The sequence below is a fragment of the Escherichia sp. TW09308 genome (genome assembly GCF_000208565.1).
Taxonomy (GTDB): domain Bacteria; phylum Pseudomonadota; class Gammaproteobacteria; order Enterobacterales; family Enterobacteriaceae; genus Escherichia; species Escherichia marmotae.
The window spans coordinates 3,039,260-3,055,265 of sequence record NZ_AEME01000001.1 but is presented as its reverse complement, the minus strand read 5'-3'; the positions used below and the strand labels follow the sequence as shown (position 1 = coordinate 3,055,265).

At 50.5% G+C, this 16,006-nt stretch carries 15 protein-coding genes; 4 read left to right on the top strand and 11 right to left on the bottom strand.

Going from position 1 to position 16,006, the window contains the following annotated elements; translation table 11 throughout:
* Positions 1–63 precede the first annotated feature (63 nt).
* Entirely contained in the window at positions 64–216 is a 153-nt protein-coding gene (locus ESM_RS1000000128830; RefSeq protein ID WP_000019728.1) for a hypothetical protein, read from the bottom strand.
* A gap of 17 nt (positions 217–233) precedes the next feature.
* Here ESM_RS1000000128830 and ESM_RS01000000124980 point away from each other — a divergent pair, with 17 nt between their 5' ends.
* The 3 genes from ESM_RS01000000124980 (at position 234) to ESM_RS0114460 (ending at position 1,812) form a co-directional block, all read left to right on the top strand.
* Positions 234–425, top strand: a complete 192-nt coding sequence (locus ESM_RS01000000124980; protein WP_000076002.1) for a YfgG family protein — start codon at positions 234–236, stop codon at positions 423–425.
* 310 nt (positions 426–735) lie between these two features.
* A complete protein-coding gene (locus ESM_RS0114465; RefSeq protein WP_010378956.1) occupies positions 736–1,254 on the top strand; it encodes a glycine zipper 2TM domain-containing protein in 519 nt (172 codons plus the stop codon).
* Between the two features lie 15 nt (positions 1,255–1,269).
* Positions 1,270–1,812, top strand: a complete 543-nt coding sequence (locus tag ESM_RS0114460) for a DUF5384 family protein (protein ID WP_000755156.1) — start codon at positions 1,270–1,272, stop codon at positions 1,810–1,812.
* Positions 1,813–1,962: 150 nt separating this feature from the next.
* Here ESM_RS0114460 and guaA read toward each other — a convergent pair whose 3' ends face one another.
* Together guaA and guaB are read right to left on the bottom strand one after the other, a co-directional pair.
* The gene (gene guaA / locus ESM_RS0114455) at positions 1,963–3,540 is read right to left on the bottom strand and encodes a glutamine-hydrolyzing GMP synthase (RefSeq protein WP_000138266.1); all 1,578 of its coding nucleotides are present in this window, start codon (positions 3,538–3,540) and stop codon (positions 1,963–1,965) included.
* Between the two features lie 68 nt (positions 3,541–3,608).
* Positions 3,609–5,075, bottom strand: coding sequence for an IMP dehydrogenase (gene guaB, locus ESM_RS0114450; RefSeq protein ID WP_001516870.1), 1,467 nt, complete (start codon positions 5,073–5,075; stop codon positions 3,609–3,611).
* A 161-nt stretch (positions 5,076–5,236) separates the two neighbouring features.
* On the opposite strand from guaB, the gene xseA reads away from it, so the two are divergent.
* Positions 5,237–6,613 (top strand): exodeoxyribonuclease VII large subunit, encoded by a 1,377-nt coding sequence (gene xseA, locus ESM_RS0114445; protein ID WP_000937874.1) that lies wholly within the window; start codon positions 5,237–5,239, stop codon positions 6,611–6,613.
* A gap of 627 nt (positions 6,614–7,240) precedes the next feature.
* Here xseA and ESM_RS0114440 read toward each other — a convergent pair.
* The 8 genes from ESM_RS0114440 to ESM_RS0114405 form a co-directional block, all read right to left on the bottom strand.
* Positions 7,241–7,462, bottom strand: a complete 222-nt coding sequence (locus ESM_RS0114440; protein WP_000422354.1) for a zinc ribbon domain-containing protein — start codon at positions 7,460–7,462, stop codon at positions 7,241–7,243.
* A gap of 67 nt (positions 7,463–7,529) precedes the next feature.
* Positions 7,530–9,005 carry a ribosome biogenesis GTPase Der gene (gene der, locus ESM_RS0114435; protein ID WP_001516872.1) on the bottom strand — a complete coding sequence of 492 codons (1,476 nt, stop codon included), beginning with the start codon at positions 9,003–9,005 and terminating at the stop codon, positions 7,530–7,532.
* 117 nt (positions 9,006–9,122) lie between these two features.
* On the bottom strand, positions 9,123–10,301 hold the full coding sequence (gene bamB, locus ESM_RS0114430; RefSeq protein ID WP_001177078.1) for an outer membrane protein assembly factor BamB: 1,179 nt from the start codon (positions 10,299–10,301) through the stop codon (positions 9,123–9,125).
* 10 nt (positions 10,302–10,311) lie between these two features.
* Entirely contained in the window at positions 10,312–10,932 is a 621-nt protein-coding gene (gene yfgM, locus ESM_RS0114425) for an ancillary SecYEG translocon subunit YfgM (protein WP_000409215.1), read from the bottom strand.
* A gap of 17 nt (positions 10,933–10,949) precedes the next feature.
* Positions 10,950–12,224 (bottom strand): histidine--tRNA ligase, encoded by a 1,275-nt coding sequence (gene hisS, locus ESM_RS0114420; RefSeq protein ID WP_001107164.1) that lies wholly within the window; start codon positions 12,222–12,224, stop codon positions 10,950–10,952.
* A 110-nt stretch (positions 12,225–12,334) separates the two neighbouring features.
* Positions 12,335–13,453 (bottom strand): flavodoxin-dependent (E)-4-hydroxy-3-methylbut-2-enyl-diphosphate synthase, encoded by a 1,119-nt coding sequence (gene ispG / locus ESM_RS0114415; RefSeq protein ID WP_000551807.1) that lies wholly within the window; start codon positions 13,451–13,453, stop codon positions 12,335–12,337.
* A 26-nt stretch (positions 13,454–13,479) separates the two neighbouring features.
* Positions 13,480–14,490 (bottom strand): cytoskeleton protein RodZ, encoded by a 1,011-nt coding sequence (rodZ, locus tag ESM_RS0114410; protein WP_001090818.1) that lies wholly within the window; start codon positions 14,488–14,490, stop codon positions 13,480–13,482.
* Positions 14,491–14,774: 284 nt separating this feature from the next.
* Entirely contained in the window at positions 14,775–15,929 is a 1,155-nt protein-coding gene (locus ESM_RS0114405; RefSeq protein ID WP_000003330.1) for a bifunctional tRNA (adenosine(37)-C2)-methyltransferase TrmG/ribosomal RNA large subunit methyltransferase RlmN, read from the bottom strand.
* Positions 15,930–16,006 lie beyond the last annotated feature (77 nt).

Below are 16,006 nucleotides of genomic sequence, written 5' to 3'. Positions count from 1 at the left end.
AAGTTCCAATTGATATATATCAAACAAAATAACCCTGATTAATGAATTATTACGTTTATTATGTTAATTCATCATTATTACATCAGCACTGTAAATAATTAAATTAATTTCCATAACATTAAAATATGTATCCACTGACGCTTTTTTACATAACGAAGAATTGACCATTTTTTCCTGATGTGCCTTAATGTAAGTACCGTCTCCTGAGTGGGACATACTTCAAGGAACCTTTTGTGAGTCAGGCAACCAGTATGCGAAAACGACACCGATTTAACAGTCGTATGACCCGTATCGTACTACTCATTAGCTTTATCTTCTTCTTTGGCCGCTTTATCTACTCGTCCGTCAGTGCCTGGCAGCATCATCAGAGCAAAAAAGAAGCTCAACAATCCACACTCTCTATCGAATCATCGGTACAACGTTAGCGGTTACCTTCGTCATCCTTCCTGAACAAGACGGCTCAATGTTGTCAGATGCTGTTGCTCTTTGTTGTTATCAAAGCGGCAAGCATTCTTTCACCTTAAATCTCGCCTCTTTGCCCTGACTGACGATCATCTTGCCTAAGGACGGAATAAACATTAAATTAATATATATATTTCAATTATATTTTTTATTAATTTATTATTCTGGTGAATTTTAATAAATTAAATCTATTCCTTTATCCGCAATACATTTACTTTCTTCTTTTGATGATCTTAAATGTCTTATTTTTCGTAATGTGTACAACAAGGAATAGTGATGAAATTTAAAAAATGTTTTCTGCCTGTGGCAATTTTAGCGTCATTCACCCTGGCAGGATGCCAGTCAAATGCTGACGACCATGCCGCCGATGTCTATCAAACCGATCAACTGAATACAAAGCAAGAAACTAAAACCGTTAATATTATCTCCATTCTTCCCGCAAAAGTTGCCGTAGATAACTCACAAAATAAACGGAATGCGCAAGCCTTTGGCGCACTTATTGGCGCTGTCGCAGGCGGCGTTATCGGCCATAACGTTGGATCTGGTAGTAACTCCGGAACAACGGCTGGTGCAGTTGGTGGCGGAGCTGTAGGCGCGGCAGCGGGTACTATGGTGAATGATAAAACCTTAGTGGAAGGTGTCTCTTTAACTTATAAGGAAGGCACCAAAGTGTACACCTCCACCCAGGTGGGTAAAGAATGCCAGTTCACAACGGGTTTAGCCGTTGTTATTACCACCACTTATAACGAAACGCGTATTCAGCCAAATACAAAATGTCCTGAAAAGAGCTAACTATCAGGAGGACTCATGAAGAAAGTTTTTCTTTGCGCCGCCATATTAGCTGCTGTTAGTAGCCCGGCTTTCGCCTCTTCATTACAGGATCAACTCTCTGCGGTCGCAGAAGCTGAACAGCAAGGCAAAAATGAAGAACAAAGGCAGCATGACGAATGGGTTGCGGAGCGCAACAGGGAAATCCAGCAAGAGAAGCAACGACGCGCAAACGCTCAGGCCGCAGCGAATAAAAGAGCGGCAGCAGCAGCAGCGGATAAAAAAGCTCGCCAGGATAAACGGGACGCCGAATTCACTGCGGATAAAAAGCGCGATCAAAGTTATGAAGATGAGCTGCGCAACTTAGAGATTCAGAAGCAAAAACTGGCGCTGGCAAAAGAAGAAGCGCGCGTTAAGCGTGAGAACGAATTTATCGATCAGGAACTGAAGCACAAAGCAGCGCAAACCGATGTTGTACAATCTGAAGCTGACGCTAACAGGAATATGACTGAAGGTGGTCGTGATTTGATGAAAAGCGTGGGTAAAGCAGAAGAGAATAAATCAGACAGTTGGTTTAATTAATCGTCTTTCCACTACCAGGCCTGTAATTCGTGAGGATTATGGGCTTTTTAATTGCATAAAAAACCCTCCAGTGGATGAACAGAGGGTTTTGTTACCAAAATATGCTGAAGCCTCGTACGAATAGAAAACCTCAGCATTTAGTGTTCGGGTTTATTCCCACTCAATAGTAGCTGGCGGCTTACCGCTGATGTCATACACCACGCGGGAAATACCATTCACTTCATTGATAATACGGTTGGAAACGCGCCCTAAGAAATCATATGGCAGGTGCGCCCAGTGTGCGGTCATAAAGTCGATGGTTTCGACAGCACGCAGAGAGACAACCCAGTCATATTTACGACCATCGCCCATTACGCCTACGGAGCGTACTGGCAGGAAGACAGTGAATGCCTGGCTGACTTTGTCGTACAGATCAGCTTTACGCAGTTCTTCAATGAAGATGGCATCCGCACGGCGCAGCAGGTCGCAGTACTCTTTCTTCACTTCACCCAACACACGAACGCCAAGGCCAGGCCCCGGGAACGGGTGGCGGTACAGCATGTCGTACGGCAGACCCAGCTCCAGACCAATCTTACGCACTTCGTCTTTGAACAGCTCTTTCAGCGGTTCAACCAGGCCCATCTTCATCTCTTTCGGCAGGCCGCCTACGTTGTGGTGAGATTTGATAACGTGCGCTTTACCCGTCGCAGAAGCGGCGGATTCAATAACGTCAGGGTAGATAGTCCCCTGCGCCAGCCACTTTACATCTTCCAGTTTCAGCGCTTCTTCATCGAATACTTCAACGAAGACGCGACCGATGATTTTACGTTTAGCTTCCGGATCGTTTTCACCCGCCAGCGCAGCCAGGAAACGCTCTTCTGCCGGAACGTGAATGATGTTCAGGCCGAAGCGATCACCAAACATATCCATTACCTGTTCAGCTTCATTCAGACGCAGCAGGCCGTTGTCGACGAATACGCAGGTCAGGTTTTTACCGATAGCACGGTGCAGAAGCATCGCAGTAACAGAAGAGTCCACGCCACCAGAGAGGCCAAGGATCACTTTATCATCGCCCACCTGCTCGCGAATGCGGGCTACGGCGTCATCGATAATTTTTGCTGGTGTCCACAGTGCTTCACACTGGCAGATATCGCGCACAAAACGCTCCAGCATACGCATCCCCTGACGGGTGTGAGTCACTTCCGGGTGGAACTGTACGCCATAGAAACGTTTTTCTTCGTTAGCCATTATGGCAAACGGGCAACTTTCGGTGCTGGCTACGGTAACGAAACCCTCAGGAATTGCAGTTACCTTATCGCCGTGGCTCATCCACACGTCAAGCAGCGGTTTGCCGTCTGCACTTAACGCATCTTCGATGCCACGAATGAGCGCGCTATCAGTTTGTACTTCAACCTGTGCATAACCAAACTCACGCTCGTTAGAGGCTTCAACATGGCCACCTAACTGCATCGCCATGGTCTGCATACCATAGCAAACGCCGAATACCGGTACGCCTGCTTCAAAGACATACTGCGGCGCTCGCGGGCTGTTTTCTTCGGTGGTGCTTTCCGGGCCGCCGGAAAGAATAATGCCGCTTGGGTTGAAGTCACGAATTTGTGCTTCTGTCACATCCCATGCCCACAGTTCACAGTAAACGCCCAGCTCACGCACGCGGCGCGCAACCAGTTGGGTGTACTGTGAACCGAAGTCCAGAATGAGGATGCGATGCTTATGAATGTTTTCCGTCATTGACGCTTATTCCGAGGCAAGTGAAACAGATAATATAAATCGCCCGACATGAAGTCGGGCGAAGAGAATCAGGAGCCCATACGGTAGTTCGGGGACTCTTTGGTGATGGTCACGTCATGAACGTGGCTTTCCTGAATGCCAGCACCGCTGATACGTACAAACTCCGCTTTAGTACGCAGTTCGTCGATAGTACCACAGCCGGTCAGGCCCATACAGGAGCGCAGACCGCCCATCTGCTGGTGGATGATCTCTTTCAGGCGACCTTTGTAAGCCACACGGCCTTCGATGCCTTCTGGCACCAGTTTGTCAGCGGCGTTGTCGCTCTGGAAGTAACGGTCAGAAGAACCTTTGGACATCGCGCCCAGAGAGCCCATACCACGGTAAGATTTATAAGAACGGCCCTGGTAGAGTTCGATTTCACCCGGAGATTCTTCCGTACCTGCCAGCATGGAGCCTACCATCACCGCGCTTGCGCCAGCAGCGATAGCTTTAGCGATATCGCCGGAGAAGCGAATACCACCGTCAGCGATAACTGGAATACCGGTGCCTTCCAGGGCTTCTACTGCGTCAGCAACGGCGGTGATCTGCGGAACACCTACGCCAGTGACGATACGGGTGGTACAAATAGAACCAGGGCCGATACCAACTTTAACCGCGCTACAACCGGCTTCCGCCAGCGCACGAGCGCCTGCAGCAGTGGCGACGTTACCGCCGATGATTTGCAGATCCGGGTATTTGGCTCGGGTTTCGCGAATACGTTGCAGAACACCTTCAGAGTGACCGTGAGAGGAGTCGATCAGCAGAACGTCAACACCAGCGGCCACCAGCGCATCAACACGCTCTTCGTTACCTGCGCCAGCACCAACCGCCGCACCAACACGCAGACGGCCTTGCTCGTCTTTACAGGCGTTCGGTTTACGCTCCGCTTTCTGGAAATCTTTCACGGTGATCATGCCAATCAGGTGGAATTCATCATCAACCACCAGCGCTTTCTCAACGCGTTTTTCGTGCATTTTGGTCAGCACAACTTCACGGGCTTCGCCTTCACGCACGGTCACCAAACGCTCTTTCGGCGTCATGTAAACGCTAACCGGCTGATTCAGGTCGGTCACAAAACGCACGTCACGACCGGTGATGATACCAACCAGTTCGTTTTCTTCGGTTACTACCGGGTAGCCAGCAAAACCGTTACGCTCGGTCAGTTCTTTCACCTCGCGCAGAGTCGTGGTTGGCAGAACAGTCTGCGGGTCAGTCACCACGCCAGACTCGTGTTTTTTCACGCGGCGAACTTCTTCCGCCTGGCGTTCAATGGACATGTTTTTGTGGATAAAGCCAATACCGCCTTCCTGAGCCAGGGCAATAGCCAGGCGCGCTTCCGTTACGGTATCCATTGCTGCGGAAAGCATAGGGATGTTCAGACGAATAGTTTTCGTCAGTTGAGTGCTGAGGTCAGCGGTATTCGGCAGGACGGTAGAATGAGCAGGAACGAGGAGAACGTCGTCAAACGTCAGAGCTTCTTTAGCGATACGTAGCATGGGCAATATCTCGACCAGAGTGGTTAATAAATATTGCCGCGGCATTATACAGAGCGTAACCGATTGCATCTACCCCTTTTTGCAAAAAATGCTTGCTATCCCCTGCTGGCGGGTTACTATCGACTGAATAACTTGCTGATTTAGAATTTGATCTCGCTCACATGTTACCTTCTCAATCCCCTGCAATTTTTACCGTTAGTCGCCTGAATCAAACGGTTCGTCTGCTGCTTGAGCATGAGATGGGACAGGTATGGATCAGCGGTGAAATATCTAACTTCACGCAACCGGCTTCCGGTCACTGGTATTTTACGCTCAAAGACGATACCGCCCAGGTGCGCTGCGCAATGTTCCGTAACAGCAACCGCCGGGTAGCCTTTCGCCCACAGCACGGGCAACAGGTGCTGGTTCGCGCCAATATTACGCTGTATGAGCCGCGTGGTGACTATCAGATAATCGTTGAAAGTATGCAGCCCGCCGGTGAAGGCTTGTTGCAACAGAAGTATGAACAGCTAAAAGCGAAATTGCAGGCTGAAGGTTTTTTCGATCAACAGTTTAAGAAGCCGCTCCCCTCCCCCGCGCACTGTGTAGGTGTCATCACCTCAAAAACCGGTGCCGCGTTGCACGATATTTTGCATGTGCTTAAACGCCGCGATCCGTCTCTACCCGTGATCATCTATCCTACCGCCGTACAGGGTGATGATGCGCCTGGGCAAATTGTTCGCGCCATTGAACTGGCGAATAAGCGCAACGAGTGCGACGTATTGATTGTCGGGCGCGGCGGCGGGTCGCTGGAAGATTTATGGAGTTTTAACGACGAACGCGTAGCGCGGGCGATTTTTGCCAGTCACATTCCGGTTGTCAGCGCCGTTGGACATGAAACTGATGTGACCATTGCCGATTTTGTTGCCGATTTACGAGCACCCACACCATCGGCTGCCGCCGAAGTGGTGAGCCGTAATCAGCAAGAATTACTCCGTCAGGTGCAATCTGCCCGTCAGCGACTGGAGATGGCGATGGATTATTATCTCGCCAATCGCACCCGGCGTTTTACACAGATTCATCATCGATTACAGCAGCAGCACCCACAGCTACGGCTGGCGCGTCAGCAAACCACTCTCGAACGTCTACAAAAGCGGATGAGCTTTGCACTGGAAAATCAGCTAAAACGTGTCGGACAGCAACAGCAGCGATTAACACAGCGACTAACCCAGCAAAATCCGCAGTCACGTATTCATCGCGCGCAAACGCGGATTCAGCAACTGGAATATCGTCTGGCGGAAGTGTTACACGCACAACTTAGCGTAACACGTGAACGTTTTGGTAATGCAGTAACACACCTGGAAGCCGTGAGCCCGCTGTCAACACTGGCGCGTGGATATAGCGTAACCAGCGCCGCCGATGGCACAGTGCTGAAACAGGTTAAGCAGGTCAAAGCGGGCGATACGTTGACCACGCGGTTAGGTGATGGCGTGGTGGTCAGCGAAGTCAGTTCAGTTATGAAAACCCGCAAACCACGTAAAAAAGCGGCTAATCCGTAGGCCGGATAAGATGCGCCAGTATCGCATCCGGCAATATCACCATGCCAACACCAGATATAATCCGGGCATCACTGAATGTACCCTGCCGTATTACTCATACTTCCACACTGTTTTGCTATATCACATTTGCCTGAATCAACTCAGTGTCCCAACGCCCAGGTTTCGTTGGCGACATTTGGTGCCGCCACAACAACTGCACCAGAAGGTAATTCTGTTTTCAACAGAGGTCGATGTGTTTTTCAAACCCTTGTGTTGCAGAGTTGGTGATGTAATCGGCACTGCGTTCTTTAAATGAAGTTCCTTTATTATTTTGTGCTTCTTGTCGGGTCGCTTCGCTGCCGAACTCGAGCTATGGGTCGTTATTTTGTTTAATGTTTGTCTCCGGTGCGGTAATGGCTGCACCAGAGATCAGCATCATTACAATACAGCGCCCCCAATGCACCATCCCTGAATAATATATCAATACAAAAAATTAATAATGACAGGCAGTATATTCCACACATAAAGGAAAAATCACTCAAGCAAATATAAATACAATTTTAATTAAAATGGTCTAACCGATCTGTTTATCGACCAGACACTGATAAATCTAATTTTTATAGTGTGAATATAAATTTTAAATAAAACTTAATATTCAGGAAGGACAAACTCAACACGTTTGCGGGAAATAAGCCCGTGACCATTCTGACAGAAGTAATCTACCGCACCGCAGGCTTTGAGTACCTGCAAAGGCTGATGGCAATCAGGGCACAATGCCTGGAGAGAGAAATTTTTGTCACAGGTTTCACAATGAGCGATGTCACCATTACGCTCGAGAGGTTTCTGACAGATTGGGCAGTTGAGTTCCATATAAACTCCTTCGATAAGTTTCCCCCTACTTACGAGAGGGAAACTATAGATAAGTACTTACCTACTATTACTTATTTTTTTTGATGTGCTTCATCAGACGCTTGCGCTTACGCATCTGGGTCGGCGTCAGGGTGTTACGCTTGTTCGCATACGGGTTTTCCCCTTCTTTAAACTGAATACGAATCGGCGTACCCATCACATCCAGAGATTTGCGGAAGTAATTCATCAGATAACGCTTATAGGAATCCGGCAGGTCTTTTACCTGGTTGCCGTGGATTACCACAATCGGCGGGTTGTAACCACCGGCGTGGGCATATTTCAGCTTCACGCGACGACCGCGAACCAGCGGCGGCTGGTGGTCTTCAACAGCCATAGTCATGATACGCGTCAGCATAGACGTGCCTACGCGACGGGTAGAGCTGTCATACGCTTCACGCACTGATTCAAACAGATTGCCAACCCCGCTACCGTGCAACGCAGAGATAAAGTGCACGCGAGCAAAATCGATAAAGCCCAGACGGAAGTCCAGCGTCTCTTTCACCTGCTCCTTCACTTCCTGGCTCAGGCCATCCCACTTGTTCACCACAATCACAAGTGAGCGCCCACTATTGAGAATAAAGCCCAGCAGGGAGAGATCCTGATCGGAAATACCTTCGCGTGCATCAATCACCAGCATCACAACGTTGGCATCTTCAATTGCCTGCAACGTTTTGATTACCGAGAACTTCTCTACCGCATCGGTAATTTTGCCACGTTTACGTACGCCTGCTGTGTCAATGAGTACATACTCACGTCCATCACGTTCCATTGGAATGTAGATGCTGTCACGCGTAGTCCCGGGCATGTCGTAAACCACCACGCGCTCTTCACCGAGAATACGGTTAGTGAGTGTAGACTTACCCACGTTCGGACGACCCACTATCGCCAGTTTGATCGGCAGACTTTGCGGATCGAAGTCGTCTTCCTCTTCTTCTTCCTCGCCATTCTCTTGCGCTTCAAATTGCGCCCAATATTCCGCGTCTTCATCCACTTCTTCTTGCGGCGCGATATCTTCCATCCACGGTAGCAGAACATGCTCAAGCAGACTCAAAACACCACGACCATGCGAAGCGGCAATCGGGTAGATTTCACCTAAACCAAGTGAATAAAAATCAACGATTGCTTGATCCGGATCCAGTCCGTCAGTTTTATTCGCCACCAGGAAGGTTGGCTTTTCGCGGGAACGCAGATGTTTGGCAATGGCTTCATCCGCTGGCATCAGACCCGCGCGTGCATCCACCATAAACAGCACCACATCCGCCTCTTCAATCGCCAGCAGCGATTGTTCCGCCATGCGGGTTTCTACACCGTCTTCTGTGCCGTCAATCCCGCCGGTATCAATACAGATAAACTCGCGGCCTTCAATTTCCGCACGACCGTACTTACGGTCACGAGTCAGACCCGGGAAATCCGCAACCAGCGCATCTCGGGTGCGAGTTAGACGGTTAAATAACGTGGATTTTCCTACGTTAGGGCGCCCGACAAGCGCGACCACAGGTACCATGTTTAAAGCCTCATTTTTATAAATCATCAGACAACGCCCGCAATTTTCGCGTCGTTGTTAAAAACAGGAAAACGGCCCCTGTCCAGGAGCCGTTTTCAAAGTGAACGACAGAGACGATTAACGTGTAATGGAATACACGGTCCCGTCTTTTGCCTGGATCAGCAGTTTGCCATCAGCGGCAACCGGGTCAGTCTGGAAACCGGAGCTATCAACTTTTTGCTGGGCAACGAAACGGCCATCTTCAACGTTAATCCAGTGCAGATAACCTTCGCTGTCACCCACCACCAGATTGCCATTATACAGCACCGGGGACGTCAGCAGGCGATGCAGCAGATCGCTTTGAGTCCACAGTGTAACGCCACCGTCGATGGTCAGCGCCATCACCCGGTCATTTTGATCGACCAGATAGATGCGGTTGCCGTCGACGATGAAATCATTCACCGAACCCAACTCGCGTTTCCACATAATCTGACCACTGCGCAAATCAAGCGCCGTCAGGTTACCATTATAGGCCAGCGCGAAAACAACACCGTTCACCACAACCGGCGTAGTATCAACATCGCTCAAACGGTCGATTTCGGTAGAACCGGTCGCCTGGGAGATACGCTGCTGCCAAATCATCTGTCCCTGCTGCATCAACACAGCACTGACGCGACCATTATCACCACCGACCACTGCCGCACCAAATGCAGTTGCTGGCGCAGACTCGCCACGCAGAGAGAGCGAAGGCATATCGAGGTTAACTGTCCATTTAACAGCGCCGTCAGCTTCGTTCAACGCCTGCAACTGACCGTTGCTGGTGTGAATCAAAACCAGACCGTCACTGACTACCGGACGAGAAAGTGCTTCACCCGCTACTTTGGTTTGCCATGCAACAGTACCATCGCTGGTGTTCAGCGCGTAAACCTGCGCTTTTTCGCTGCCAATATAGACATGACCACCCGCGACGGTCACGCCGCCGGAAAGTAACGCAGGCTCTTTAGATAACCAGCCATCTTTCTCGGCCAGACTGACAGACCAGATTTCTTTGCCGTCATCCGCATTCATCGCTTTAACCAAACCAGCGCGATCGGCAGCATAGACAACGTTATCCGCCAATGCCGGATGAAGATTAGAGTAGAAGTTACCAATGCCGCTACCAACGGAAGTGCTCCACGCCGTGGTCGGCGTAAACTGGTTTTCAACGGTCGGTAATGGGGACATCTTCACCACATCTTCTTCACTGTTAAACAGCGAACAGCCGCTTAAAAGGGTAACGGAAAGCATTCCTGGCAGCAGTAATTTACGCAATTGCATCGGGTCCCTCTCAGATGGACAAATTATTAATTTTCATCTGCATCATTTCACTCAGTGCCGGGGTAACATCGCTTTTCACGCCTGTTTCCCACGCACTACGCGCACCTTGCTTATCACCTTTGCTCAGCAATGCTTCACCACGCAGGTCAGCAACAATAGCAGCCCAACCTTCACCTTTAATGGTATCGAGGGTTTTCAGCGCGGCATCAGCCTGCTTGAGCTGCACCTGAACTCGGGCAAGACGCAGATTTATCACGGCTTTGAGATTTTCATCGCTCGTGTCCGCCAACCCTTGTTGTAATTGGGTGGCAGCTTTCTCTAGTTCATTTTTGTCAACAAATTGCTGCGCAAGTTCCAAAGAAGCCAGCGCGCCATAAGTATTTTTATTTTCAGCAGCGAATTTTTCCGCCGCCGGGATGCTGTCCGGTTTGCCTTCGCTCACTGCGGTAACCGCATTTTGATAAGCAAGAGAAGTGGATCGTGAGGACTCAACCTGATGGCTGTTCCAGTAGCGCCAGCCAATCAGTGCGCCAACACCTAAAATCACCCCAACAGCCAGTGCTTTGCCATTTTCAGCAAAAAAGCGTTTAACTGCTTCAACCTGGTCGTTTTCGTTCTCGTAAATTTCCACGCTGTCCTTCTCCTTCCTTAACCCAGTAACGTGCGCAAATGCGCGGCCACGCTATCCTGCGCAACTGCCGTTTGCTCACCAGAGCGCAAATCCTTCACTACTGCCGTGCCGTTGGCCACTTCGGACTCACCCAGCACCACAGCAACACATGCGCCCCATTTATCAGCACGGGCAAACTGTTTCTTAAAGTTGCCGCCGCCGTGGTTGGTCATCAATTTCACGCCAGGTAATTCATCACGCAGACGCTCAGCTAATGCCATAGCCGCAGATTGAGTATCAGCACCTGAGGCCACCAGGTATATATCGACAACAGGATCGGCTTTAAATTCCGGATTAACTGCCTGAACTAACAACACAAGACGTTCGAGGCCCATTGCAAAACCCACTGCCGGTGTTGCGCGTCCGCCCAGTTGTTCCACCAGACCGTCATAACGACCGCCTGCGCACACTGTGCCCTGAGAACCAAGACTGTTAGTCACCCACTCGAAAACGGTACGGTTGTAGTAATCCAGACCACGAACCAGACGCTGATTTACGGTGTAGGCGATACCTGCGCTCTCCAGCAGTTTGCAAAGACCAGCAAAGTGCTCGCGAGACTCTTCGTCCAGATAATCGCCCAACGCCGGAGCATCGTTAAGTAGCGCCTGCACTTCCGGATTCTTGGAGTCCAGCACGCGCAGCGGGTTGGTATACATGCGGCGTTTGCAGTCTTCGTCCAGCTTTTCTTTATGCTGTTCGAGGAAAGCAACCAGCGCATCGCGGTAATTGGCACGCGCTTCCAGCGAACCAATTGAGTTCAGCTCGAGGGTAACGTGTTCAGAGATACCCAGCGCGCGCCACCAGCGGGCGGTGAGCATAATCAGTTCGGCGTCGATATCCGGGCCTTGCAGACCGAAGACTTCGCAGCCCAACTGATGGAACTGACGATAACGCCCTTTTTGCGGACGCTCGTGACGGAACATTGGCCCGATATACCACAGACGCTGTTCCTGATTGTACAGAAGACCATGCTCGATGCCGGCGCGTACACAGCCCGCCGTCCCTTCAGGGCGCAAAGTCAGGCTGTCGCCATTGCGATCCTCAAAGGTGTACATCTCTTTTTCAACCACGTCGGTGACTTCACCAATCGCACGTTTGAATAGCGGGGTCTGCTCTACAATCGGCAAGCGGATTTCACTGTAACCGTAGCTGCCGAGCACGTTTTTCAGTGTGCCTTCAATGCGCTGCCAGATGGCCGTTTCGCCAGGCAGGTAATCGTTCATGCCGCGAATGGCTTGAATGTTTTTTGCCACGTTTATTCTCTTTCTGAATATAAAAATGAACCCTCAACGCTTCCCTCAATATTTCGGGAGCCATGCGGGTTCAATCATACACGGGAAGCGAGACGCTTCCCATCACGTTATTATTTTTCAACCTGCTGAACGTCAATTCGACGCGCTTCGTCCAGTTGGCTGGCTTTTGCACGAATGCGTGCTTCCAACTGGTCGATCATGTCGTTGTTGTCCAGACGGTCTTTGCGCACGCCATCTTCATAGAGGCCGCTTTTCTTGTTGCCGCCCGTGACGCCAAGCGTGGAAACCAACGCCTCGCCAGGACCGTTCACCACACAGCCGATGATAGAAACGTCCATCGGGGTGATGATATCTTCCAGACGCTGCTCCAGCGCGTTGACCGTACCAATAACGTCGAATTCCTGACGAGAACAGGTCGGACAGGCAATGAAGTTGATCCCGCGCGAACGGATCCGCAGCGATTTCAAAATATCAAAACCGACTTTGATCTCTTCAACCGGATCTGCCGCCAGTGATACGCGCAGCGTATCGCCAATGCCTTCCGACAACAGCAGACCTAAACCAATAGCGGATTTCACTGCCCCGCTACGTGCGCCACCGGCTTCGGTAATACCCAGATGCAACGGCTGATCGATCTGTTTTGCCAACAGACGGTAAGACTCCACGGCCAGGAAGACGTCAGACGCTTTCACGCTGACTTTGAACTGATCAAAGTTCAGGCGATCGAGATGATCAACATGACGCATAGCGGATTCCAGCAGCGCCTGCGGCGTCGGTTCGCCATATTTTTCTTGCAGATCTTTTTCCAACGATCCGGCGTTAACGCCAATACGAATCGGAATGTTTTTATCGCGCGCGCAGTCAACCACCATGCGAATACGCTCTTCATTGCCGATATTACCAGGGTTAATGCGCAAGCAATCAACGCCATATTCCGCCACTTTCAGCGCAATGCGATAGTCGAAGTGGATGTCGGCCACCAGCGGCACATTAACCTGCTGCTTGATAAGTTTGAACGCTTCTGCAGCGTCCATCGTCGGTACAGAGACGCGAACGATATCGGCACCGACACGTTCCAGCGCCTTGATTTGATTGACCGTCGCTTCGACATCCGTCGTGCGCGTATTAGTCATGGACTGTACGGCGATGGGAGCACCATCGCCAATCGGCACATTCCCAACGTAAATACGTGTTGATTTTCTACGTTGAATTGGAGCCTGGTTATGCATGAAAAATCTCCCGCGTTACCCGTCTGTTACTGCGCCGGTGATTGTTCGGCATTTAGGGTCAGACGCGCAACCTGGTTAGTTCTGATAAAACGACTCAGATCGACAGGTTTCCCTTGATACTGGATCTGCACTGCGGCTGGCGCACCAATTTTCAGTTTATACGGTGCCTGACCGGCTAAATTCAAATTACCTCCTTTACGTTGCATCCCGCTGAACAGTTTTTTACCGGTAGCATCGGTAACTTCCAGCCAGCAATCGGCGGTAAAGTTCATGACCAGTGCATTAGGATCAGCCGCTGGCGTTGTTACAGCAGCCTGATCGGTTGGCAATGGTGCTGCGGCATCTGGCGTCGTTGTTGCAACCGGAGCCGCCGGTGTAGTAGTGGCCGCAGTATCAACATTCGCCTGCGAAGGAGGAACAACCGCGTTCTGCTGTGGATCTACAGCAGGAACTGGCGTCGTCACGGCTGGCGCTTGCGTGTTCGTAACGGTGGTCTCCGCCGCCGATGGCGACGTAGTGGTACTGTTCTGATCAGTAGCCGTATCTAACGGTACACTCTGGCTCTGGTTATTATTCAATTCCGCGGTAGATTGATCAGCCATCGTGGTGATCTCTTCCTGCTGGGCTTTGTGATCCTGCCACCACCAGGCACCACTCAGGCCAATCACTACAAACAGAACCAGCCAGGTAAAGGTCATCAACCAGCCATCGCGTTTTTTACGTCGCTTCCCGAGGGAGAAACTCTGCATCGGCGCAACTTTTGCGGCCCGCAGAGGTGCCTGCTTTTCCAGCCCTGGCAGCAGTTCTTCTTCTGGAATATGGACCAGACGCGCATAAGAGCGGATATACCCGCGCAAGAATGTTGAAGCAAGATCGGCTGGTGCCTTATCTTCTTCAATGTCGCGTACCGTGGAAACCTTCAAACAAAGTCGTTCGGCAACGGCTTGCTGGCTAAGTCCAATTTGTTCACGGGCATTACGCAAGCGAGCGCCGGTGGTAAGTGCTTCATTTTGGTCGTGCGTGGCTTCAGTATTCATTCGCTGCAGGTACGTTTAAATGAGAATTGGGATGCCGGTGAACCATCACGCCCACCCACACCGCGAAACATCTGTAAGGTTAACCTTTATCATACAGTATAAGACTGTCTGTGTGCTCGTGACAAAGCCCACGTGAATCAAAGCTAACTTACTGTTGCATCGTTACATACTGCCTTAAAGTCAGCAAAAACGCACCGTTAATATTGATCAGACAATTGCAACTTAATGCGACATTCATAAAACATTACGCCACGGTACATAAAGTAACCGTGGCGTAATGGCTATCAGACCGTTTTAATGTCGATGGTTTCACCCTGCATCCGTTTACGCAGAGTACGTTTAGTACGGTCGATGACATCTCCCGCTAACTGGCCACAAGCGGCGTCGATATCATCACCACGGGTTTTACGCACAATGGTGGTGAAACCGTAGCTCATCAGTACTTTTGAGAAGCGATCGATACGGCTGTTCGAGCTACGACCATACGGCGCACCCGGGAACGGGTTCCACGGAATCAGGTTGATCTTACACGGCGTATCTTTCAGCAGCTCCGCCAGTTGGTGCGCGTGTTCAGTACCGTCATTAACGTGGTCGAGCATCACGTACTCGATAGTAACACGGCCCTGGTTAGCGTTGGATTTCTCCAGATAACGGCGCACCGCAGCAAGGAAAGTTTCGATATTGTACTTTTTATTGATCGGTACAATTTCGTCACGAATTTCATCATTTGGTGCATGCAGAGAGATTGCCAGTGCAACGTCAATCATATCGCCCAGTTTATCCAGCGCCGGAACCACGCCCGAAGTAGAGAGCGTCACGCGGCGTTTAGACAGGCCAAAGCCAAAGTCATCGAGCATGATTTCCATCGCCGGAACCACATTGTTCAGGTTAAGCAGCGGCTCGCCCATGCCCATCATAACAACGTTAGTGATTGGGCGCTGACCGGTGATTTTTGCTGCGCCGACGATTTTCGCCGCCCGCCACACCTGGCCGATAATTTCCGACACCCGCAGGTTACGGTTAAAGCCCTGCTGGGCGGTGGAACAGAATTTACACTCCAGCGCACACCCTACCTGCGAAGAGACACAAAGTGTGGCTCGGTCATCTTCCGGGATATACACCGTTTCGACGCGCTGATCGCCCACGGCAATCGCCCATTTAATGGTGCCGTCAGATGAGCGCTGTTCTTCAACCACTTCCGGTGCGCGGATTTCCGCCACCTCTTTCAGCTTGCCGCGCAACACTTTGTTGATGTCGGTCATCTCATCAAAGTTGTCGCAGCAATAATGATACATCCACTTCATCACCTGATCGGCGCGGAAGGGTTTTTCACCTAACTCTTTAAAAAACTCCCGCATCTGCTGACGGTTGAGATCCAGCAGATTGATTTTCCCATCTTTCGTGGTGACGTTTTCAGGTGTGACTAATTGTTCAGACATATGCTATTCCGGCCTCGTTATTACACGTTATGGCCCCTGGAGGGTTGAAAAAAGAAACGCCCCGGTGAGCGGCTGCT

What these genes read in the sequence shown, in the direction of transcription:
- ESM_RS0114460 (WP_000755156.1), top strand. Translation starts at nt 1,270, where the DNA reads ATGAAGAAAGTTTTTCTTTGCGCCGCCATATTAGCTGCTGTTAGTAGC.
- ESM_RS1000000128830 (WP_000019728.1), bottom strand. Translation starts at nt 216, where the DNA reads ATGTCCCACTCAGGAGACGGTACTTACATTAAGGCACATCAGGAAAAA.
- ESM_RS0114440 (WP_000422354.1), bottom strand. Translation starts at nt 7,462, where the DNA reads ATGGAACTCAACTGCCCAATCTGTCAGAAACCTCTCGAGCGTAATGGT.
- der (WP_001516872.1), bottom strand. Translation starts at nt 9,005, where the DNA reads ATGGTACCTGTGGTCGCGCTTGTCGGGCGCCCTAACGTAGGAAAATCC.
- ESM_RS0114405 (WP_000003330.1), bottom strand. Translation starts at nt 15,929, where the DNA reads ATGTCTGAACAATTAGTCACACCTGAAAACGTCACCACGAAAGATGGG.
- bamB (WP_001177078.1), bottom strand. Translation starts at nt 10,301, where the DNA reads ATGCAATTGCGTAAATTACTGCTGCCAGGAATGCTTTCCGTTACCCTT.
- ispG (WP_000551807.1), bottom strand. Translation starts at nt 13,453, where the DNA reads ATGCATAACCAGGCTCCAATTCAACGTAGAAAATCAACACGTATTTAC.
- guaB (WP_001516870.1), bottom strand. Translation starts at nt 5,075, where the DNA reads ATGCTACGTATCGCTAAAGAAGCTCTGACGTTTGACGACGTTCTCCTC.
- xseA (WP_000937874.1), top strand. Translation starts at nt 5,237, where the DNA reads ATGTTACCTTCTCAATCCCCTGCAATTTTTACCGTTAGTCGCCTGAAT.
- guaA (WP_000138266.1), bottom strand. Translation starts at nt 3,540, where the DNA reads ATGACGGAAAACATTCATAAGCATCGCATCCTCATTCTGGACTTCGGT.
- rodZ (WP_001090818.1), bottom strand. Translation starts at nt 14,490, where the DNA reads ATGAATACTGAAGCCACGCACGACCAAAATGAAGCACTTACCACCGGC.